This window comes from Paenibacillus vandeheii, from assembly GCF_030433635.1.
Lineage (GTDB): Bacteria > Bacillota > Bacilli > Paenibacillales > Paenibacillaceae > Paenibacillus > Paenibacillus vandeheii.
The window spans coordinates 91,303-112,123 of record NZ_JAROCD010000004.1 but is presented as its reverse complement, the minus strand read 5'-3'; the positions used below and the strand labels follow the sequence as shown (position 1 = coordinate 112,123).

Annotated in this window: 16 protein-coding genes; 15 read left to right on the top strand and 1 reads right to left on the bottom strand. The window is 48.0% G+C overall.

What is annotated here, in order from left to right; all coding sequences use genetic code 11:
* Positions 1–48 precede the first annotated feature (48 nt).
* From P5G61_RS08525 to P5G61_RS08485, 9 genes are all read left to right on the top strand, one after another.
* On the top strand, positions 49–1,458 hold the full coding sequence (locus tag P5G61_RS08525; protein ID WP_301246079.1) for an MATE family efflux transporter: 1,410 nt from the start codon (positions 49–51) through the stop codon (positions 1,456–1,458).
* A gap of 253 nt (positions 1,459–1,711) precedes the next feature.
* Positions 1,712–2,590: a helix-turn-helix transcriptional regulator gene (locus P5G61_RS08520; protein WP_301246078.1), complete on the top strand. Its 879-nt coding sequence runs from the start codon at positions 1,712–1,714 to the stop codon at positions 2,588–2,590.
* Positions 2,591–2,676: 86 nt separating this feature from the next.
* Entirely contained in the window at positions 2,677–3,528 is an 852-nt protein-coding gene (locus P5G61_RS08515; RefSeq protein ID WP_301246077.1) for an Rpn family recombination-promoting nuclease/putative transposase, read from the top strand.
* 216 nt (positions 3,529–3,744) lie between these two features.
* Complete coding sequence (locus P5G61_RS08510; protein WP_301246076.1) at positions 3,745–4,455, top strand: response regulator transcription factor; 711 nt, start codon at positions 3,745–3,747, stop codon at positions 4,453–4,455.
* A complete protein-coding gene (locus P5G61_RS08505) occupies positions 4,452–5,957 on the top strand; it encodes a sensor histidine kinase (protein WP_301246075.1) in 1,506 nt (501 codons plus the stop codon). Before P5G61_RS08510 ends, P5G61_RS08505 begins: the two co-directional genes overlap by 4 nt.
* Positions 5,958–6,015: 58 nt before the next feature.
* Complete coding sequence (locus P5G61_RS08500) at positions 6,016–7,122, top strand: hypothetical protein (protein WP_301246074.1); 1,107 nt, start codon at positions 6,016–6,018, stop codon at positions 7,120–7,122.
* Positions 7,123–7,248: 126 nt separating this feature from the next.
* Positions 7,249–8,157 carry a LysR family transcriptional regulator gene (locus tag P5G61_RS08495; protein ID WP_301246073.1) on the top strand — a complete coding sequence of 303 codons (909 nt, stop codon included), beginning with the start codon at positions 7,249–7,251 and terminating at the stop codon, positions 8,155–8,157.
* Between the two features lie 395 nt (positions 8,158–8,552).
* The gene (locus P5G61_RS08490; protein ID WP_301246072.1) at positions 8,553–9,725 is read left to right on the top strand and encodes a M20 family metallopeptidase; all 1,173 of its coding nucleotides are present in this window, start codon (positions 8,553–8,555) and stop codon (positions 9,723–9,725) included.
* Positions 9,726–9,729: 4 nt separating this feature from the next.
* Complete coding sequence (locus P5G61_RS08485) at positions 9,730–11,154, top strand: YfcC family protein (protein WP_301246071.1); 1,425 nt, start codon at positions 9,730–9,732, stop codon at positions 11,152–11,154.
* Between the two features lie 98 nt (positions 11,155–11,252).
* On the opposite strand, the gene P5G61_RS08480 is transcribed toward P5G61_RS08485, so the two are convergent.
* Positions 11,253–14,339: an InlB B-repeat-containing protein gene (locus P5G61_RS08480; RefSeq protein WP_301246070.1), complete on the bottom strand. Its 3,087-nt coding sequence runs from the start codon at positions 14,337–14,339 to the stop codon at positions 11,253–11,255.
* Between the two features lie 539 nt (positions 14,340–14,878).
* On the opposite strand from P5G61_RS08480, the gene trhO reads away from it, so the two are divergent.
* The 6 genes from trhO (at position 14,879) to P5G61_RS08450 (ending at position 20,746) form a co-directional block, all read left to right on the top strand.
* Positions 14,879–15,766 carry an oxygen-dependent tRNA uridine(34) hydroxylase TrhO gene (trhO, locus tag P5G61_RS08475; RefSeq protein WP_301246069.1) on the top strand — a complete coding sequence of 296 codons (888 nt, stop codon included), beginning with the start codon at positions 14,879–14,881 and terminating at the stop codon, positions 15,764–15,766.
* 13 nt (positions 15,767–15,779) lie between these two features.
* Complete coding sequence (locus P5G61_RS08470; RefSeq protein ID WP_301246068.1) at positions 15,780–16,427, top strand: helix-turn-helix transcriptional regulator; 648 nt, start codon at positions 15,780–15,782, stop codon at positions 16,425–16,427.
* Between the two features lie 197 nt (positions 16,428–16,624).
* Positions 16,625–17,530: an Rpn family recombination-promoting nuclease/putative transposase gene (locus P5G61_RS08465; protein WP_301246067.1), complete on the top strand. Its 906-nt coding sequence runs from the start codon at positions 16,625–16,627 to the stop codon at positions 17,528–17,530.
* 357 nt (positions 17,531–17,887) lie between these two features.
* The gene (locus tag P5G61_RS08460; RefSeq protein WP_301246066.1) at positions 17,888–18,937 is read left to right on the top strand and encodes an ABC transporter substrate-binding protein; all 1,050 of its coding nucleotides are present in this window, start codon (positions 17,888–17,890) and stop codon (positions 18,935–18,937) included.
* Positions 18,938–19,088: 151 nt separating this feature from the next.
* Positions 19,089–19,949: an ABC transporter permease gene (locus tag P5G61_RS08455; RefSeq protein ID WP_052016574.1), complete on the top strand. Its 861-nt coding sequence runs from the start codon at positions 19,089–19,091 to the stop codon at positions 19,947–19,949.
* A 2-nt stretch (positions 19,950–19,951) separates the two neighbouring features.
* Positions 19,952–20,746, top strand: coding sequence for an ABC transporter ATP-binding protein (locus P5G61_RS08450; protein ID WP_063567603.1), 795 nt, complete (start codon positions 19,952–19,954; stop codon positions 20,744–20,746).
* Positions 20,747–20,821: the final 75 nt, after the last annotated feature.

The following is a 20,821-nucleotide window of genomic DNA, read 5'->3' as shown; positions in this document are numbered from 1 at the left end:
GTGCTAACATACCCTAAGAATTAAAGCCCACACGGGAAAGGTGAGAAAATGACAGCAATATCCTCAACCCAAGAGTCCCTGCGTTCGGATGCCAAGGATCTGAATCTGATTCGGCTAACATGGCCTATTTTCCTGGAACTCTTCTTGTTTATGTTGATGGGGAGCGTGGATACGTTCATGCTCAGTTCGGTGTCCGATAATGCAGTATCCGGGGTCGGAGCAGCCAATCAGATTATTTCCATTGCGATTCTTGTCCTGGAAGTCATCGGACATGGCGCTGCTATTGTTGTGGCACAATATATTGGTTCGAAGAAGTTGAGTGAGGCGGCACAGGTCACGGGTAATGCGATTACACTGAATCTGATTGTCGGACTGATCCTGAGCGGAGGCTTTCTTCTGTTCGGAGGACATCTGTTGACACTGCTGCATATTCAAGGTGAAATATACGATTTCGCCCGTTCTTATATAAGTATTGTCGGAGGCGGGATTTTTCTTCAGGCGCTTATTAACGCACTGGCCGCGACGATTCGTACACATGGTTACACCAAAGAGACGATGTATGTTTCCGTTCTGATGAACGTGATTCACGTCATTGGTAACTACGCCCTTATTTTTGGTCATTTTGGCCTGCCAAAGCTTGGTGTGGAAGGGGCAGCGATCTCCACGGTCGGAAGCCGCCTGATCTGCCTGATCATTTTCTTCTGGCTGCTCTATCGCGTAATGGAAGTCAGAGTGGAGTTTGGTTATTACATCAACCTGTCGAAGAAATTTATCGGCAAAATATTGCGAATTGGGATTCCATCTGCGATGGAATCCATGGTATATCATTCCTGCCAGCTCGTGTTCACGCTGTATGTGACCTATCTGGGCGCAGAAGCCATGGCAACCAAGCAGTATGCGGGTAATATCTCCAGCTATATCTACTTGTTCAGCATGGCGATTGGTATGGGGACATCGATCATTGTGGGCCGGCTTGTGGGTGCGCGGCGCAAAGACGATGCGTACAAACGTGTTTTTAACAGTGTGAAATGGGCCCTTCTGGCTACGGTTATCATTGACGTGATCATTATCCTGTTCCGCGTACCGCTGATGAGCATATTTACGGATAATCCGGAAATTATCAAGCTGGGGGCTCAAGTGATTCTACTCAGTCTTTTGCTCGAAACCGGACGTACCTGCAATATTGTGATTATTGGTTCCCTGCGTGCGGCAGGGGATGCAAAGTTCCCGGTATACATGGGTCTGATCTCCATGGTCTGCATGAGTCTGCCTCTGGGGTACCTGCTCATATTCCAGCTTCATCTGGGGCTCGCTGGTGTGTGGCTTGCCATTGCGGCTGATGAGTGGACCCGTGCGGTCATTATGTATTTCCGCTGGAAGAGTAGAGCTTGGGAGAAACATGAACTGGTGGAGCATGAAGAGGAAGAGGTTGGTGCACAGCCGGTACCGGCTGTCTGACGAAGAATGTTGTGCGAATAGATAAATGAACCTGTTGTAGATCAATGGAGTGCCTCTACAGGAGCCACGGAGCAACAGTTTCCCAGGAGAGTCAATTACGGAAAGGATTCAATCCGTGATTGGCTCTCTTTGCATTTCCGGCAGAGGTCAGCAGAAGTGAGGATAGCAAAAATGATCAAAACGGCAATGACATCATTCACGTATAGTAAGGATATGGAAGGGGGCTTTACCTCAGTTGAGCCGTTACCGTGCAATGATTCAGCAAAGTTTGTTCTATATTGAAACCCATCTGCATGAGGAGATCGGGCTGGAAGAAGTGGCGTCCGAGGCGTTGTTGTCGCCGTATCACTACCACCGGGTTTTCCGTAATGAGGTTGGCATGACCGTGGTGGATTATATCCGAAACCGTCGGATGAGTCTGGCGTCCACGGCCCTGCGATCGACGAATGCAGGCATTCTGGACATCTCCCTGGCTTGTGGATTTGAGAGTCAGGAAGCCTTCACCCGCGCATTCTGCAAATTATATGGCATGCCACCAGGGCGTTTTCGCAAATTGTTCGATCTGAAATTATTCGAAGGAAGAACCAGAGGAGGAGAATTACAGATGAATCAGACGTCAACGATTACAGGTTGGATGTTAACCGGAAGTCATCCGCAAAATTATGAGATGGGTATTGATCCTGCCGAAGTGCATCAGGGGAAAGCTTCAGGTTATCTGAAAGCTGTTACGCCGATGGATAGCAATGAGTTTGCCACGATGATGCAGCAGTTCAGGGCAGACAAGTATGTGGGTAAGCGGATGAAGTTATCGGGATTCGTGAAGACCGAGCTTGTGGATGCGTTCTGCGGATTATGGATGCGTGTGGATAATAACGTCCATGATGTACTTCAATTTGATAACATGCACGATCGGCCCATTACGGGCACGCAGCCATGGAATCAGTACCATATTGTACTGGATGTGCCGAAGGACAGTGCGGTTATCTCATTCGGGGTTATTTTGAACGGCAAAGGCAAAGTATGGGTGGACAGCTTCCGCTTTGAAGAGGTTGATTCCAATACACCGTTGACTCACATAGAGACGGAGTATGAGATGTCGGACGAGCCAATGAATTTGTCTTTCGAGGAGTGATCAGATATGAATGCAGGTTTAACGTTAAGCTGAAGGAAGTATGGGAATTATGATATAATGCTGGTGAAGAATGGAGCTGATGCTGGATGACGGATTTGCTCGATCCACGAGTGGATTTTGTATTCAAACGTATTTTTGGAAGTGAGCAAAGTAAAGATGTTTTGTTAGCCTTCCTTAACAGCACGTTTATTGAAACCGGTGAATCGCCTCTTACGGAGATTACACTTATTAACACGTTTACGGACAAAGATAGTCCGGAAGATAAACAATCCATTTTGGATATCAAAGCGCGTACGGTGGAAGGCAAGTTAATCAACATTGAGATGCAGCTGTTTAATCCGTATAATATGGAAAAAAGAACGCTATTCTACTGGAGCGAAATGTACTCTCACCAGATCAAGAAGGGTGAAAATTATAATCTTTTGAAAAAATGCGTGACGATCAATATTTTAAATTACTCATGTCTGGACAATGAACGATATCACAATGTTTTTCATTTACGCGAAGATCATACAGGTATTGGTTTGACAGATGATATAGAAATTCATGTGATGGAATTGACCAAACTGGATCAACACCCTGTCCCTATGGACAAGGGCGGACTGGTGAACTGGCTTTTATTCTTAAAAGGGATTGATCCATCAAACTGGGAGGTGCTGGCGATGAATGAACCGATGCTAAAAAAGGCAATGGACACGCTGGAATTTCTGAGTCAGGATGCAGCTACGAGAATGGCTTATGATGCGCGGATGAAAGCATTAAGCGATGAAAAGTCGATGATAGAAGGTGCGCTTGCCGAGGGAGAGGCCAAAGGGAAAAGAGAAGGTAAAGTGGAAATGGCTCGTGAGCTTCTTGCACTTGGCGTAGATATGTCTGCTGTGGTGAAAGCCTCAGGGCTCTCCGCAGAGGAAATCAAAAAACTGCTGCCTAAGCAGTGATGTGAAACTGAATTTAAACTTTCCAGAGCTGATCCAATCACGGGTTGGCTCTTTTTGTTACCTTTGGGGTATACAAAAAGTAGAGTGAAGTCCAAGCTGAGAAGATACAGGCTTTTCTTGCAAATCGTCAAGCCCTCCATAGCTAATCAAGCCATACCTTGTTAACATAGATCCGAAGAATAATATAACTCATGACATATATAGAGGATGATTCCGATGAATAAAAAAGTGCTGGTCGTGGATGACGAATCAAGCATCGTCAGTGCTATTGCTTACGCGCTGCGGCGCGAAGGATATGAAGTAGAGACAGCGAATGACGGCGAGGAAGCGCTAGTCAAGGTGGCGTCATTCCATCCCCAGGTCATGATTCTGGACGTCATGATGCCCAAGCTGGATGGTTACGGGGTATGCCGCAGGCTGGAGGACCGGGAGGATATCGGCATTATTTTGCTGACCGTCAAAAATGACATCGTGGATAAGATCGTCGGCCTGGAAATGGGCGCGGATGATTATATGACCAAACCGTTTGAGATCCGCGAACTGCTCGCTCGGGTAAAAGCGCTGATGCGCCGTGTCGAGAAAAGCAGTTCCCCACCTGATGATTCCAAGAACCAGGCCATCGTCAATGGAACACTGCGCATCCATGTCGCCCACCGCACCGTGATGGTGGATGAGGAGAAGCTGGAGCTGACGCCAAAGGAGTTCGATCTGCTCACCATTCTGATGTCCAACCCCGAGCGTGTATACACGCGGGATGATCTGCTGGACCGGGTGTGGGGCATGGAATATGCCGGGGGTACACGCACAGTGGATATTCATATTCAGCGGCTGCGCAAAAAAATCGGCGATACTGATCAGCAAAAATTGCAGACGGTATACGGAATTGGCTATAAGGCATCCGCCTCTGGTCCGAGCGTTTCGGTATGAGAGTCAGCATTAAACTGAAGTTCAGCGTCTTTCTGGCGGCGCTGTTGATCCTGACCGTGGTTGTACTCAGTTCCCTTGTATTGCGCGGGATTGAGCGCAATCAACAGACACAGATTGAGACCATTCTGTCCCAGCAGACCCGTTTGGTCAATCTGAATGTGCGGCAGTCTTACTATACCGAGTCCGTTCGTCTGGAGCAGGAGGTTTTTTTACAGCAAAATGGCCGCAGGTTAGCTCAGGAGCTAGCGAGCTCCACAGGTTTGCCCATCGCGCTTTATGATATGAAGGGGCAGCAGGTCGGTTCATCTATTGCGTCTGAAGAAAGTGCAGATATCAAAGAGACGCTAAGCTATGCGCTGCAAAATAAAATTGCCTATCACGAACAGGGGGATACGCTGCTGTATGCTGCGCCCTTGGATGGACCGGATGGACAGATGGGTGCTGTGCGTATGCAATATCCGGTTCAGAGCTATCATGAGTTCTATGCTCGTATCCTTCAGCTGTTCATGTGGGCGGGTATTGCCGTGGTTGGGCTTAGCTTCATTCTGGGATACCTCTTCTACAATCGTTTTGCCGTCGCCATAACTCGCTTGAAGAAGTCCGCTGATTCCATCCGTGAGGGGCATTATATTGCCGAATCGCCTGTGAGACGCAAGGATGAATTAGGTGAGCTGGGACAGGGCATTTATTATATGAGCACATCCATTCAGCAGAATATTGAAGCCATGCATGATGAGCAGCAGAAGCTCCAGCTCGCAATTGAGAAGCTTCAGGCACTGGAGCAGCAGCAGAAACAATATATCGGGAATATTAGCCATGAGTTCAAAACGCCGCTTACATCGATCAAGGCGTATGTTGAACTGCTGGATATGTATAAGGATGATCCGCAATTACTGGATGATGCCACGAACAACATTGGGAAAGAAACCGAGCGGTTATACGAAATGGTTGAAAAGGTTCTTCATCTGTCTGCTCTGGAAAAATATGATTTTGAGAATCAGGCGGAGGATGTGGAGGTTCTTGCTTTGCTGGAGGACGCCTGCGGCCGAATGCGGGGCAAAGCCGAGAAGTTTGCGCTCACGATGGAGCTGAACCTGCAGCCTGCGATCATTCGCAGCGATCGGGAGAGCCTGATGCATATTTTCATTAACCTGCTGGATAATGCCATTAAATACAACGTGCCGGGAGGTGTCATCCGTGTACGAAATGAACTGCGAATGCAGGAGCGGCAAGCGGTTATTCGCATCTTTAACTCGGGTACGCCCATTCCGGAAGAGGCGCGGGAGAAAATCTTTGAACCCTTTTACACCGTCAACAAAGACAGGGCCAGAAAAACCGGGGGAACCGGGCTGGGACTATCGCTCGTTAAGCAATTTGTAGAGAAGCAGGGCGGTACGATTACATTGCTGTCTAACGATCCGAAGCATAAGGAAGGAACGACGTTCCAGTTGATTTTTCCTCTGGCGGATTCGAGTTTACAAGTTGGAAACAAGTCTGAATAACTTTGGAAGTATGCGGTGTGTATGCTTGGTCTATAGAAAGCAATCAGGAGGGACCATGATGAATTGGAAACAGGCGGCTATGGGCACACTCGGGGCAATCGTCCTATTGTCGGCAACAGCATGCGGGGGAACAACAGAGCCAGGGGGCAATATACGGAGCGAGAAATCAGGCACGGATATTACGGTGAAGGATAATACAAATACGTCGGTGTACCAGAGCTTTAAGCTGGAGAAAATCGATAAACTGCCGAATATGCGCGGGGTAGCGTGGCTAAGCAATGACTGGATTTTGTCGGATAAAGTAAACGAGTCCATGAAGCCTGTCACTGTAGAGGGTGAGAAACGTTATCCGCATAACTTATACATGTATGATTTGACGAAGGGCACCGATTCACCTGTAAAAGAAAGTGAAGTCAGTCTGGGCTCACCACTCGTGTCCCCGGATAGTCAGTATATTTTCTACAGAGAACCAGAAGAATCGACAGGCAAAGGCTTCATTCTGAATCTGCACAACGGGGAAGTGATACCGGCTGGACAGGATGACGGTTTTGTATTCGAAGGTGCATGGCTGGATAAGGAGCATGTCGTTTTCCCAAACATGAATGGGGATATCGTATCAGCGAGTGTGGATGGAACGACGAAAGTGCTGGTCAAGACGGGGAACTTCAATGTAAGGAGCGTCCGCGTTTCGGGTAATGTGATTTACTACATCACAGGCACGGACGGGCAGCTGAACGCTTACGATACGAAGACCGGTGAAGAGAAGCAGGTGCTAAAAAGTGTGGAATGGGTGATTCCATCCAATGATGGTTCAAGACTGGCGATTGTGAAAAAAACAGCCGATACCAAACGGGCGCTGGTGCTGACCGATCTGGAAGGGAATGAAAAAACCACGCTTGCCAGAGGCACGCAAATTTTCGGAACAAGCTGGTCTGGTGACGATTCCAAAATCGCCTATACGATCAATTCGGAGAGCGATGAGGAGAAAGGGCTGTTCGTCTCCAATACGGAATCGGCGGAGCAGTTCCAGATCTCGGCCGATATGGATAACGCATCTGATCCGCTCAGCTGGAGTCCGGAAGGTAACCGAATTTTGCTATCACAGTCTGTGCAGGAAAATGAATCGTATCATTTCGTCACCTCGGTCATTACGATCTCGCAGTAAACATCAATGAAAAGAAGCAAATCAGCAAAGCGAGCCTGACTCATAACGAGTTGGGCTTTTTCTGTACCTTTAACGCAGGTGTTCTGGGTTATACTGAGGAGACGAGAAGTGAAGGGGGACATGATCATGGATGAAAAAGACTGCCGTCTGCTGTTGAGCATTTCGGAAGAGAGTAGTCTTACCAAGGCTGCGGAGCGCATGTTTATGACCCAGCCGGCATTGACATACCGTTTGCAGCAATTGGAGAAGGCATTTGGCGTACCACTCATCGATAAAACGTTAAAAGGTGCCAGATTCACTCCCGAGGGAGAGCATCTTGCAGTCTATGCCCGTAAAATGCTGGATGAACTCAATCAAGTCAAGGAACAGCTGTCGAACATTCGTAATGAGGTTAAGGGAACGCTGCGCCTGGGGATTGCCAATCATTATTCATTGTACAGGCTTCCTCCATTGTTAAAACAGTTCAAGGAGCTGTACCCTGAGGTTCAGTTTGCTGTGACCTGTGCTCTGAGTGTAGAGGTTATGGAATTGTTGATGCGGGATGAAATCCAGGTGGGTGTCATTCGGGGAGAGCATCCATGGTATGAAGGGAAACATCTGCTCCACGATGAACCAGTCTGCATTGTATCCCGTGAACCTATTGACCTGGATGAGCTTCCGGAGCTTCCGCAAATTGCATTTCAGGAGCCCTTGACGAAAACAGGCGGTTCTCCCGTGAGCCCATTCCGAGAAGCAGTAGCAGCCTGGTGGTATGAGCGCTATGAATGTTCTCCAACGGTAGCGATGCGAGTGGACAGCTATGAGACCTGCAAGGAAATGGTGCGATATGGCCTTGGCTATGCGATTATTCCGGGTATCTTCGTATCTGCTTCGGATGGCCTTCATCAGCAGGAACTGATCCGTCGAAACGGACAGGCAGTGAGGCGGAATACGTGGCTTGTGTATAAGGAAAGTGTGCTGCAGCAGGCAACGGTGGGCCGCTTTGTGGACTTGATGAGAACAGCAGGGACTCAGCATGTTGTGGATGGAGGCTAGATACCGGCATAATGGAGTAGATGCATTGCTTTATGCATAATTATCCGTTATCTTCTGATCATCAAAGGCATCTTACTGTTCTTGGACAGTATCAATCTCGTGGCGAATACCCATTTGAAGGATGTATATATGTTCAAAATATTTACAGAAATATTCTTGGCTTATATGCAAATGAACCAGTAATATGCTGACATCTGATGATATCCATATGTTAATATCAAGCGAGTCCATAAAATTTTTTATGGGCTATTCCTTAATTTTTTTGAATTTACTTATGCGTTGGTCACACATACAATATATTCAATCTGATTGTATATTTATTCGATTGAGTTGAATATAGAAATGCTGTATTTGAAGAAAGGCGGCACAATAGTATGTATACGGACCCTGCTCATATGAAGCAAAAGATCAAAGAAACCGTAGATCGGCTGGACCCCGACTTACGGGAATTATCCCTGCGTATTCACGCTAACCCTGAGCTTAGCTTTCAGGAAGTTCAAGCCCAACAATGGTTAACCGAACCGCTGGAAGCAGCCGGATTTCAGGTGGAAAAAGGCATTTCCGGCCTCGACACCGCGTTTCGTGCCGTGTGGGAAGGGCAGTCTGGCGGACCCACGATTGCATTGCTCGCCGAGTATGATGCGCTGCCCCGCATCGGACATGCCTGCGGACACAATCTGATCGGAACCTCTGCTGTAGGTGCAGCACTGGCGCTCAAGGAGGCTTGCCCTGATCTTCCGGGGCGGATCATCGTTCTTGGCACACCGGCTGAAGAAGAAGGCGGCGGCAAAATCATCATGGTGAACGATGGCGTATTTGACGAGATTGATGCCGTCATGATGTGCCACCCGCAGCAAAAAACGATGGTGCTAAGAGGTGCACTGGCTTGTGTAGACGCCACCTTTACATTCCACGGTAAACAGGCTCATGCAGCCTCATCTCCTGAGAAAGGCATTAGTGCACTTGATGCGTTGGTCAACGCGTACGCGGGGATAAACTCGCTTCGTCCTTATTTGAAGGATGACGTTCGGGTCAACGGGATCATCACCAAAGGTGGGGATGCGCCCAACGTGGTGCCTGAGCTGGCCGAAGCCGTGTATATCATTCGTGCGAAGACAGTCGAAGAGCTGAAAATCGTCATGGACAAAGTTTACCGGGTCGTGCGCCATGCTGCCGAAGGCGTTGGAGCTACGGTAGATATTACGGAAGGCCTCATCTATGCCGAGCGAAATAATAACAAGGTTCTGGCGGGTCTGTTCCAGCAAAATCTGGAGGACATGGGCATTGAGGTGCATGATCCACCGCAAACAGGCGGCGTCGGTTCATCGGATATTGGTAATGTAAGCCAAATTACGGCCGCGATCCATCCGTATATTCGGTTAGGCGATGCGACAACACACACGCCTGAATTTGCCCGGCTTGCCGGAGCAGAGGAGGGCATGATCGAGTTGAACCGTGCTGCAAAGGCATTAGCACTTACGGCGTTCGATCTGTACGCAGACAAGGAAGCATTACAGCAGGTACGGAATGAGTTTGAAGCATGGAAACAACAGAAGGACGAGGGATGATGAATTGGAAAACATAACAAAACAACCACAACAACGGCGCAAATGGTTCAAGATGCCACACACCTTCGTCATTTTGTTCATTCTGGTGCTGGTCGCTACGGTGCTGACCTACATCATTCCCGCCGGGGAATTTGATCGTGTGAAGGATGAGGCCACAGGCAAATCATTGCTCGTCCCGGATTCCTACCACCATGTGGAAGCCAATCCAACGGGATTATGGGATATCCCGAAGTCGATCGTTCGCGGACTGGTTGATTCCGCTGACGTTGTATTCTTTATTTTCATCATCGGCGGAGCATTTCAGATCATTACAAGCACGGGCACGATTGACGCCCTCACAGGACGGGTTGCCCGTTCGTTCGCCAACAAAGGATTATGGGTCATCCCGGTGTTTATCACCTTGTTCTCAGTGGGTGGGTTCACGATGGGCATGTCCACGGAAGTCATGGTTTTTGTACCGATCGGTATCGCTATCGCCCGTGCGCTGGGGTATGACGCATTAACAGGTACGGCGATGATCTCGCTGGGGGCCTCGTGTGGTTTTACCGCCGGTTTGCTCAATCCGTTCAACGTGGGACTGGCCCAGGCGATTGCAGAAATACCCATCTTCTCGGGCATGTGGCTGCGCGCAATTATTCTAGTGTGCCTTATCGCCGTTACCAGTATCTATATTATGCGGTATGCCTCCAGAGTGAAGTCTGATCCCACTCGCGGTTTGGTACATGAATTGGAACAGGAACAGGCAGCAGATGCGCCTGCGGTTGACCTGAACAAGCTGCCAACGATTCGCATTACGCATATTCTGACGATCATTACGATTGTAGCTGGCTTTGCCCTGTTAATCTGGGGTGTATCCAAAGAAGGCTGGTGGATGGAAGAACTGGCCGCTCTCTTCCTGAGCATGGGTGTGATCGCTGGTCTCGTGTCCGGTTTCGGTCCTAGCCGGATTGCCAGTGAATTTGTCAAAGGGGCAAGCGGCATTGCCTATGGTGCCTTTATCATCGGTCTGGCAAGAGGCATTATGGTTGTCCTAGATCAGGGGAACGTGATTGATTCTGTTGTCTACGGGATGTCTACACTGGTTGGCGAATTGCCGTCTTCCGTGCAGGTATTGGGTATGTACTTCTTCCAAAATATCATGAACGTGTTCATCACGTCCGGTACAGGCATGGCCGTGACAACGATGCCGATCATGGTTCCATTATCGGATCTGCTTGGCGTTACCCGTCAGACAGCCGTCCTGGCTTTTCAGTTCGGAGACGGATTCACCAACATGATTCTGCCAACGTCCTCTGCCTTAATGGGCAGTCTCGCGGTATCCGGCATTCCATATCAGAAATGGGTTAGATTCTTCTGGCCGCTGATGGTGATGTGGATCGCCATGGGAATTGTATTTATGCTTATTGCGAATGCAATTCAGTATTCTTAAAAAAGCAAAAAGCCTGTGTTCTAGGGTAACCCCTCTCAAACTGTTATATCCAGTTTGAGAAGGGCGCTGCCAGAACGCAGGCTTTTATTTATGGCTTGTTATTTTGACATGCTCAGCAGTAACTTCACCGCTTCTGCACGTGTAGTGTTGTCTCTGGGAGCAAAATTGTTCAGTCCTTTGCCGTTCAATAGCCCGGACTTTTGCAAGCCAGCAACAGCTGCTCTGGCCCACTGCGGAATCAATTCATCGTCTGCAAAGGTTGAGCCGGTGCCGGATTCTGCCTTCAATTGCAAGGCGCTAGCTACCATGACAGCCATCTCTGCACGGGTTACAGCCTCGTTAGGGCGAAAAGCCCCGCCGGTGTCTCCCTGAATGAATCCCGCTTGCACGGCACTCGCTATAGCAGACTGTGCCCAAGCTCCTATTTTTGAACGATCGGTAAAAGATAATGTCGCTTCTGTGTACTCTGTTTGCAGTGCATTCATCAGCATTACCGTAAACTCTGCACGCGTAATGGATGCGTCTGGTTTGAACGATCCATCGGTATACCCTCTCACCATGCCTTCACGGACGGCCTGCTGAATGAGGTCTACCGCCCAGTGACTTTCAATATCGTTAAACGCAACTTCTGCCGGATTCTTGGGTTCATCCACCGCCAATACGGCGAATTTGGTGAAATGGTCTACGTCTACCCGAATTTGGTTTCCGTCCACAGATGATTTACCGGCGGAGAGCCAAACCTTATCTTGTTCATCAAAGTAAAATAGTTCAGCCCGCTGATTGCGCTGCAAGCTTGATGAATCAAATGTCAGCGTTAATGTTACGGGTACATTGAAGTTTTGCGGAACATTTTTGAGCAGTTCATATACCGGGCTGAGCAGTTGGATCTGATGGGTCAGCAAGGCAGAAGGATCTGCAATCTTTTCGATAGTGACCCTGAGTTCCTGGTTCATCGCCCCGGCAGGGATATTTACAGCGATGCTACCGCCCAAACTTACTTGCCCGACCTGCCCCGATGCGAGTGTTAAACGGCCATTATTGGATGAATTCGTTGTGTTAGGTGGCGAAGGATTACCGCTCGACCCGTTGTTATTCTGGCTACCGGAGCCGCCGCTGCTGTTACCACCACTCCCACCTGATGGTGGCGTGGAATTAACACTCCATTTGGCATATAAGGTCAGATCGGCAGTAATCTCCGTTTGATCAAAGTTGAATTGAGTCTTCAACTCGGGGTCCGTATACCAACCTGCAAACGTATAGCCGGAACGGCTTGGTGAAGCAGGAGCTGAAAGTTTCTTTTCGTATTCAACAGCTACATCGGATACTGCTGAACCTCCAAGTGTATTGAAAGTTACCGTATATGTGTTTGGTGCCCATTTTGCAAACAAAGTGAGATTGTTGGTTATGGTTGTGTTATTGAAATCAAAAGCCTGACTCAAAGCTGAATCAGTATACCAGCCAGCGAAAGTGTGACCTGTTTTGGTAGGATCAGAAGGTGCTGTTACCAGCTCACCATAATCAACCGCCTGATCAGCTACCTCTGTGCCACCATTGGATTCGAAGTTAACGTTAAAGGAATGGATTGCCCATTTTGCAAACAGAGTGAGATTGCTGGTTACGGTTGTTGTATTAAAATCAAAAGCCTGACTCAAAGCTGAATCAGTATACCAGCCAGCGAAAGTATGGCCTGTTTTGGAAGGATCGGTAGGAGCAATGGCCTTTTCACCGTAATTCACCGTTTGTTCGGTTACCTCAGAACCGCCATTACTGTTAAATGTCACAGTCCGTGGCGCATAAAAGCTGAATTGAATGGTTGTCGTATTGCCTGCCGCATCGGTAACGACCAGTACATGTTCACCTTCCACACTGAATGTCTCTCCACTGAGGAACGGAGAGCCATCAAGGGTGGCTGTTCCCTCATTAAAGGTGATTATCCGGCTCGCACTGTATATTCCATTATTGATGACCCCCGTTACAACAGGGGGGACCTTATCAATGGAAAAGTGAACTGTTGTACTGCCAATGTGGTTGGTTACCACCAATATATAATCTCCATCTTCCGTAACTGCAGTGCCGCTCGTGAATGCATCATCATTCAGGAGTGCCGTACCGCTATTAAATGTCGGCGTGACCGTTTGATTATACACACTCTCGTCGATTACCCCGCTGACAATCGGCGCCAAGTCCTGATCAACTGTTATGGTAACAAACGCTGGTTCACTAGAGCCCGTTGCATTGATTGCAGCATAAGTAAAGCTGTCATTACCCACATAATTGTTATTCGGCGTGTATACAAACGAACCGTTAGAATTAAGGGTCAGTTGACCGTTCATGGGCGCACTTCTCAGTATGGCAGCAGAAGCATCACTATCATTGATTAGAACACCCGGAGAGTTGATGGTCAGCGGGGTGTTCTGCTTGATGATATAGTTGTCTGTCACTGCATTTGGCAGTGGCATATCTACAATGTTAGGGATTTGTCCAGAGTTCGAAACGTAATACACCAGAAGCGGTTGATTGCTGTTCAGATTAGGCACTCTAAAATCAGTTGACCCATTGCCGCCAAACCTGTTGCCTATTAGGCTAAACAAGGATTGATTATTGGTGGTGGAAAGTAAGGAGCCATCAGCCAATATCCAGTTACTCAAAGGAAGTTGTACTAGAAGGGGAATGATTTCTCCTACGTATTCGGAATCTGTTCCCCCACTCCCGGCAGGGTAAGACGGATCAATAGATATGGCATAATGGATGATATCACCCTTGATTTTGGGTAACTTGGGCAATTGGAATGTCTCCAGACCGTCTCCACCAAAGGTTGTACCAATCATTTGATACAAATCGTTGTATTGAGAGATAAGGAGATTTTGACCATTTGCCTCTAGCCAGCCCTTGGGGGTAAAGTAATACGGGAACAGGCGAACCTCACCAAGCACAGCATTACCGGCGCCGTACGTACCCTCTTCACGAGAGGGGAAGTCTCCATTTATGGATATGTAGTAGCCCATTCCCACTGGTGCGGCATCTGAAAGATCGGGCACCGCAAATGTGTTTTTGCCGTCACCTCCAAAGTTGGTGCCCAGCAGGGAGAAAAGAGCGGTATTCTGAGCGATCGGCATGGTTTGCCCGGCAGCATACACCCAACCGGAGGGAGCTTTCGTGTAGGGGAATAATTGAATTTCACCCATATAGGGTTTTGCTCCTGCGGCATTGGCCTTTTGGACAAAGTGAGAATTGGTTCCCAACCCACTCAGCCCAATAAGAACTATTAACCATATGATGCTTACTTTCCTAAATAGTGTTAAACTCACGTTTTCATCCCCATTTTCCTCCTAATATATTCACAGTATGCTTTTTCAAATCCACATCTTTTGCTAGTCGGTGTGGGTAAGCCATATAATGATGAGCATAGTGTAATGGATACGAAGGCAAAAATGAATATGATTTTAATTCAAATTTAAAATAAATTTAGATATTTTCCAGCTTCACATCATTTATGGTTCAATTGTTCCATAACTTTCATCCCTTTCTATACATTTATATTGACTAAGCTGTTCCGCTTCCGATAAACTAGAATGCAGGAATAAAAGTCGAATGTTCAAAGCAGCAGTTCGAGACATTGTTTCGGACGGCTGTTTCTTTTCTTTTTCATAAGCAAGGTTGCAATGCTGTAGTCTTGTCGGATGATCCGGCCAATAACAACATGGAATAGGAACAGGTGATACACATGTGTAACAGCGCGTACCGCGTGCTTTTATATTATAAGTTCGTGAAGATTGAAGACCCTGAGACGTTTACGCAAGAGCATCTGCAATACTGCAAGGACCTGGGTGTGAAAGGCCGTATTCTGATTGCATCAGAAGGCATTAACGGCACTGTATCCGGTACGCCGGAGCAAACGGAGCAATACATGAAGGATATGCACGCCAATCCGCTGTTCAGCGATATGGTGTTCAAGATGGATGATGTCGAAGAGCATGCGTTCAAAAAAATATTTGTTCGTCACAAAGCCGAGCTGGTTACGTTCCGCGTGGACGACGATTTGGATCCTAACGTAGTTAGCGGTAAACGGTTGTCCCCGAAAGAATTTTACGAGCATCTTCAACAGGAGGATGTCATTGTAATTGACGGACGTAATGACTACGAGTACGAGATTGGTCATTTCAGGGGAGCGATTCGTCCTGACGTGGAATCTTTCCGTGAATTCCCAGAGTGGATTCGGGAGAACCTGGGTGACATGAAGGACAAAAAGATCATTACCTATTGTACTGGCGGCATCCGTTGTGAGAAGCTGACCGGGTTCATGATCAACGAAGGTTTCCAGGACGTGGCACAACTTGAGGGCGGAATCGTAACCTACGGCAAGGATGATGAGGTACAAGGTCGTCTGTTTGATGGTAAATGTTATGTATTTGACGAGCGTATTTCCGTGCCGATTAACCGGACGGATGAAGATATCGTGATTGCCAGCTGTTATCACTGTGGTACGACGCATGACCGTTACATTAACTGTCCAACCTGCAACCTGCAGCATGTATGCTGTGAGGATTGCGAAGAGACGCATAACCGCTTTTGCTCGGATGCCTGCCGGGAGGCAGCACCGGTAACCGCATAAGCAGGGAGAGCAGGTGCTGATCGTGAAGCGCGAAGAGGAACGAACGACGCGTGAACGGATTTTGTTCATGCTGAAGCAGCAAGGCACAATGACCGCAAGGGAAATGACAGCCGAGCTTGGTCTGACCGGCATGGCGATTCGTCGTCACTTGACGGCACTAGAGCAGGATGGATGGATTGAGGTTCGGGAAGCCAGAGCTACAGCCGGACGCCCATCTTCCGTGTACCATTTGACAGTACGCGGGGATAACTTTTTCCCAAAATCATATTCTTCACTGACGCTGGAACTGCTGGAGGAATTGTCCGATTCAGTGGGAAGTGGTGTTGTGGATGCGTTGTTTGAGAGCCGTCGGGACAAGCTGCTTCGCAGCGGACTGCCGCAGATGAAAGGCCAGGATCTGGCCGGACGTGTCGAGGAACTTGCGCGCATTCAGAATGCAAACGGATATATGGCCGATGCTTCCACGGAAGAGGATGGCACCCATGTGCTTACCGAGCTGAACTGCCCCATTGTGCAGGTAGCGAGTGTTTACAAGCAAGCTTGCCGCTGTGAGCTGGAGCTGTTCCGTTCATTGCTGCAGGCCGATGTAGAGCGTACTGAATGTTATGCCGACGGCGGCAAAAAATGCACGTACCAGATTCGCGAAGCGTCTGGGAATTAATGGGTTCTAGAGAAAAAGGGATTGTTTCGATTCGTCGAAGCGGTCTCTTTTTTGTTGGAAAATGACGTTAAAACGTTACATCTAGTATTAGATGCGTGTTATAATCAGATTAACATCCGGTGCAGTCTACATCCTTATATTTGTTTGGAAAATCAACAGATATATACTGTTAATTTTGCGCATAGGAGTGAACAATGATGAATGAACTGCTTGATCCCAAGAATGATTATGTGTTCAAACGAATCTTTGGAAGTGAAGATAACAAGGATGTACTTCTGGCCTTTCTAAATCAAACCTTTAAAAATGCGGGTGAATCCTTACTGACCGACATTTTGTTAATCAACCCTTATCTGGACAAGGATACCCCGAGAGATAAACAGTCCATTCTGGACATACGTGCCAAAACAGATCAAGGTGAGCTAATTAATGTTGAAATGCAGTTGTTTAATCAGTATGATTTAGAAAAGAGGACTTTGTTCTATTGGGGTAAACAATACTCTGGACAATTACTTGAGGGACAGAGATATAGCCAACTCAAAAAATGTGTTGCGATCAACATTGTTAATTTCAAAATGCTCGCTAATGACCAGTACCACAACGTATTTCATTTAAGAGAAGACCATACCGATATTCCACTGACGGATGTTATAGAGATTCATTTTATGGAAATACCAAAGCTGAATGATGAAAATATTCAAATGAAGGATGGATTGGTACGTTGGCTGTTATTTCTGAAAGGAATGACTAAATCAAGCTGGGAGGCGTTAATGATGCACGAACCGGAACCGGCTTTGAAAAAAGCCATGAGTGTATTGGAGTTTCTGAGCCAGGATGAGCAAGCACGTCAACGATATATCGACCGTCAGAAATTTTTATGGGATGAAGCTTCCATGATTGAGGGCGCACGAGAAGAAGGTCTCAAGAAAGGCCTGGAGGAAGGCATCCAAAAAGGCATCGAAGAAGGCATCAAAGAAGGAGAAGCAGAGAGTAAACGAAAAATTGCACTTAACATGCTGTCTCTGGGCATTGAGTTGGATATCATCATCAAAGCTACCGGGTTAACACCTGTTGAAATTGAAGAATTACAGACAGAACAAAAATAAGCTAAGGCCAGTATTCATCGGGAGAGATGGACAGTGGCCGTTCCCCTAAGACTTTCCGCTTGATTTGCGGAGGTCTTTTTTTGTTTTATGTAATGTTTTCTCTCACGTATCTGCAACGAAACCAAATTGGAAGCGGTTCAACCATTGACGGGAAACAGGTCGCACCTTAATATTAGGGAAACAATAAAATACCAACACGGGTCATGCACTTCAGTCGCATGAGGAAAGTCTGTATTTGTCTGCTTTTGTCGATAAAAGCAACAATGCGTTGAAGCGTTCGTTTTGTCCCGCCCTATCGTGTCACTTGGATAACGACGAGGGTATCAACATTTTAGAAGATGGAGAGGGGTTTCACACATGAAAAAGAAATTCTGGATGTCCTTAATGATGGTTGCATCAATGATCGTAGCGGCTGGTTGCGGAAATAACAGCGGCGGTAGCACAACGACCGAGGGATCAGGCAGCACAACAAGTGAAGGCACTGCGGAGAAATCGTATCGCATCGCGATCTCGCAGATCGTCGAGCATCCATCGCTGGATGCCACACGTGAAGGGTTTATTGCGGCTCTGAAAGATGCTGGTCTTGAAGAGAACAAGAACCTGACGATTGATTACAATAACGCGCAAGGGGATTCAACGAACAACCTGTCCATTGCCCAGAAGATTGCCGGGGATTCCAAAAATGATCTGGTCCTTGGGATTGCAACACCATCTGCACTGGCTCTGGCTCAGCAAGTAAAGGACAAGCCATTGCTGTTCGCAGCGGTAACGGACCCGCTCGGTGCCAAACTGGTGAGTGACATGGACAAGCCAGGCGGCAACGTAACGGGTGCGTCGGATACAAACCCGGAGGCGATCGTGCAATTGGCTGATTTTATCGCCAAATATTTGCCGGATGTGAAGACGGTAGGTCTGGTTATTAACGAGGGCGAACCAAATGCGGTTGTAATGGCGAACAATGCGGAGAAAGCGCTGGCGACACATAATATCAAGCTGGTCAAAGCGCCTGTTACCAATACATCGGAAGTAAAACAGGCAACCGATTCTCTGGTTGGCAAAGTGGATGCCTTTTATATCACGCTGGATAACTCGGTCGTTAGTGCAGTGGGTACAATCATCCAGACAGCAAACAAAAATAAAATTCCGTTCTTCTCCAGTGACCGCGATACCGTGGAAAAAGGGGCTTTCGCAACTGTAGGCTTCAAATACTACGATCACGGATATCAGGTTGGTGAAATGGCTGCGGACATTTTGAAAAATGGTACAAAACCGGGTGACATGAAAGTGACCGTACCGGACAAGCTGGATCTGATCCTGAACCTGAAGGCTGCTGAGGCTCAAGGCATCACCGTTACCGATGAGATGAAGGCAGAAGTGAAGGATCAGGACAATAACATTATTCAATAACCTGACCGGAGGATCCTCCGGCAGTACGGATGCGAGGCGGACGTGCAGGCGGGTTCGCCTCATTCTTTTCGATAGACAGGGAGGAAGCAATGTGAATTTGACTTGGGGTTCAATTGAAGGGGCAATCGAGCTTGGATTGTTGTATGCACTGATGGCACTGGGTGTATATATTACATTCCGCATACTGGACTTCCCCGATCTCACCGTAGACGGAAGTTTTACAACAGGAGGCGCAATCGCGGCGGTCATGATATCCAACGACTTCTCTCCTTGGCTCGCTTGCTTGGCAGCAATGGCTGGAGGTATGTTGGCTGGAGCTTGTACAGGTTTGCTGCACACCAAAGGCAAAATTAACGGGCTGTTATCCGGTATTTTGATGATGATTGCCCTATATTCGATTAATATGCGTATTCTTGGCGCACCGAACAAATCCATTATGGGCATGGACAACCCCTTCTCGGGTGAGCATGTCATGATCATCATTATTGTGGTTGTGCTGGTGTTCAAAATCATGCTGGATCTGTTCATGAAAACAGATATTGGTCTGGCCCTGCGCGCAACAGGTGACAACAAACGCATGATCCGCAGCTTTGGTGCAAATACGGATGTCACCACCATTGTTGGTGTTAGTCTGTCCAACGGACTTGTTGCCCTGTCTGGAGCATTTATTGCGCAGCAATCCGGTTTTGCAGACATTACGATGGGGATTGGGATGATTGTCATCGGACTGGCCTCCGTTATTATCGGGGAAGCCATTCTGGGTGCAAGAACCGTATTTTGGGCCACACTGGCGGCCGTCGTCGGTTCAATTATTTACCGGATTGTGGTCGCGATCGCGCTCCAGGTCGAATGGTTCGATACATCTGATCTGAAGCTGATTACTGCGGTGATTGTTATTATCGCACTTGTTTTCCCAACCATGCAGCGCTCCATGAAGCAGAAAAGTTTGGCTCGCAAACGAACTGAAGAGCTTATGGGCTCGTCGGGCCAACAGGCGAAGGGAGGCATGTGATCATGCTTGAGATTACACAAGTGACCAAGCTGTTTAATCCGGGAACTACGGACGAGAAAACTGCGCTGGTCGGCGTGAACCTGACGATGAATCCGGGAGACTTTGTGACGGTGATTGGCAGTAACGGAGCGGGTAAATCAACGTTAATGAACATTATCTCAGGGGTGATGAAGCCCGACATGGGTGATGTGCTGATCAATGACCGTTCCATCAAAAGCCTTCCTGAGCATAAGCGCAGCAGTTGGATTGGCCGCGTCTTTCAGGACCCGATGGCGGGTACGGCACCGCATATGTCCATTGAGGAGAACATGGCGATGGCGTACAAACGCGGCAAAGGCCGCGGACTGGGCTTCGGAGTTACACGCGCCAGACGGGAGATTTTCAACGCCCAGTTGGAGAAGCTCGGTATTGGGCTCGACAAACGCCCCAATGCCAAGGTTGGTCTGCTATCCGGTGGTGAACGCCAGGCGCTCAGCCTGCTGATGGCGACATTCACTCAGCCGCAAATTTTGCTGCTGGACGAGCATACGGCTGCGCTTGATCCTTCTCGTGCGGAGCTGATCACAGAGCTGACCGAAACGCTTGTACGTGAGATGAGACTTACAACGTTGATGGTCACACACAATATGGAGCAGGCCATTCGTCTGGGCAATCGTCTAATTATGATGGACAAAGGCCGGATTATTCTGGACGTTAGTGAAGAGCGCAAGCGCACGCTGACTGTACCGGAGCTGTTGGGTGAATTTGAACGTATCAGCGGCAAAAAAATGGCCGATGATCGCGTGGTACTGGGTTAAATCCTGGGAGCACCTGCGATCACCTAAGAGACCCAGTACATCTCATTACAAAACCTTTTGCGTTCTCGCAAAAGG

Bases quoted from the DNA above. Each gene is read 5' to 3' on its own strand.
- P5G61_RS08490 (WP_301246072.1), top strand. From the start codon at position 8,553: ATGAAGCAAAAGATCAAAGAAACCGTAGATCGGCTGGACCCCGACTTA.
- P5G61_RS08510 (WP_301246076.1), top strand. From the start codon at position 3,745: ATGAATAAAAAAGTGCTGGTCGTGGATGACGAATCAAGCATCGTCAGT.
- P5G61_RS08525 (WP_301246079.1), top strand. From the start codon at position 49: ATGACAGCAATATCCTCAACCCAAGAGTCCCTGCGTTCGGATGCCAAG.
- P5G61_RS08505 (WP_301246075.1), top strand. From the start codon at position 4,452: ATGAGAGTCAGCATTAAACTGAAGTTCAGCGTCTTTCTGGCGGCGCTG.
- P5G61_RS08450 (WP_063567603.1), top strand. From the start codon at position 19,952: ATGCTTGAGATTACACAAGTGACCAAGCTGTTTAATCCGGGAACTACG.
- P5G61_RS08515 (WP_301246077.1), top strand. From the start codon at position 2,677: ATGACGGATTTGCTCGATCCACGAGTGGATTTTGTATTCAAACGTATT.
- trhO (WP_301246069.1), top strand. From the start codon at position 14,879: ATGTGTAACAGCGCGTACCGCGTGCTTTTATATTATAAGTTCGTGAAG.
- P5G61_RS08520 (WP_301246078.1), top strand. From the start codon at position 1,712: ATGATTCAGCAAAGTTTGTTCTATATTGAAACCCATCTGCATGAGGAG.
- P5G61_RS08480 (WP_301246070.1), bottom strand. From the start codon at position 14,339: ATGGGTGAAATTCAATTATTCCCCTACACGAAAGCTCCCTCCGGTTGG.
- P5G61_RS08495 (WP_301246073.1), top strand. From the start codon at position 7,249: ATGGATGAAAAAGACTGCCGTCTGCTGTTGAGCATTTCGGAAGAGAGT.
- P5G61_RS08465 (WP_301246067.1), top strand. From the start codon at position 16,625: ATGAATGAACTGCTTGATCCCAAGAATGATTATGTGTTCAAACGAATC.
- P5G61_RS08460 (WP_301246066.1), top strand. From the start codon at position 17,888: ATGAAAAAGAAATTCTGGATGTCCTTAATGATGGTTGCATCAATGATC.
- P5G61_RS08500 (WP_301246074.1), top strand. From the start codon at position 6,016: ATGAATTGGAAACAGGCGGCTATGGGCACACTCGGGGCAATCGTCCTA.
- P5G61_RS08455 (WP_052016574.1), top strand. From the start codon at position 19,089: ATGGCACTGGGTGTATATATTACATTCCGCATACTGGACTTCCCCGAT.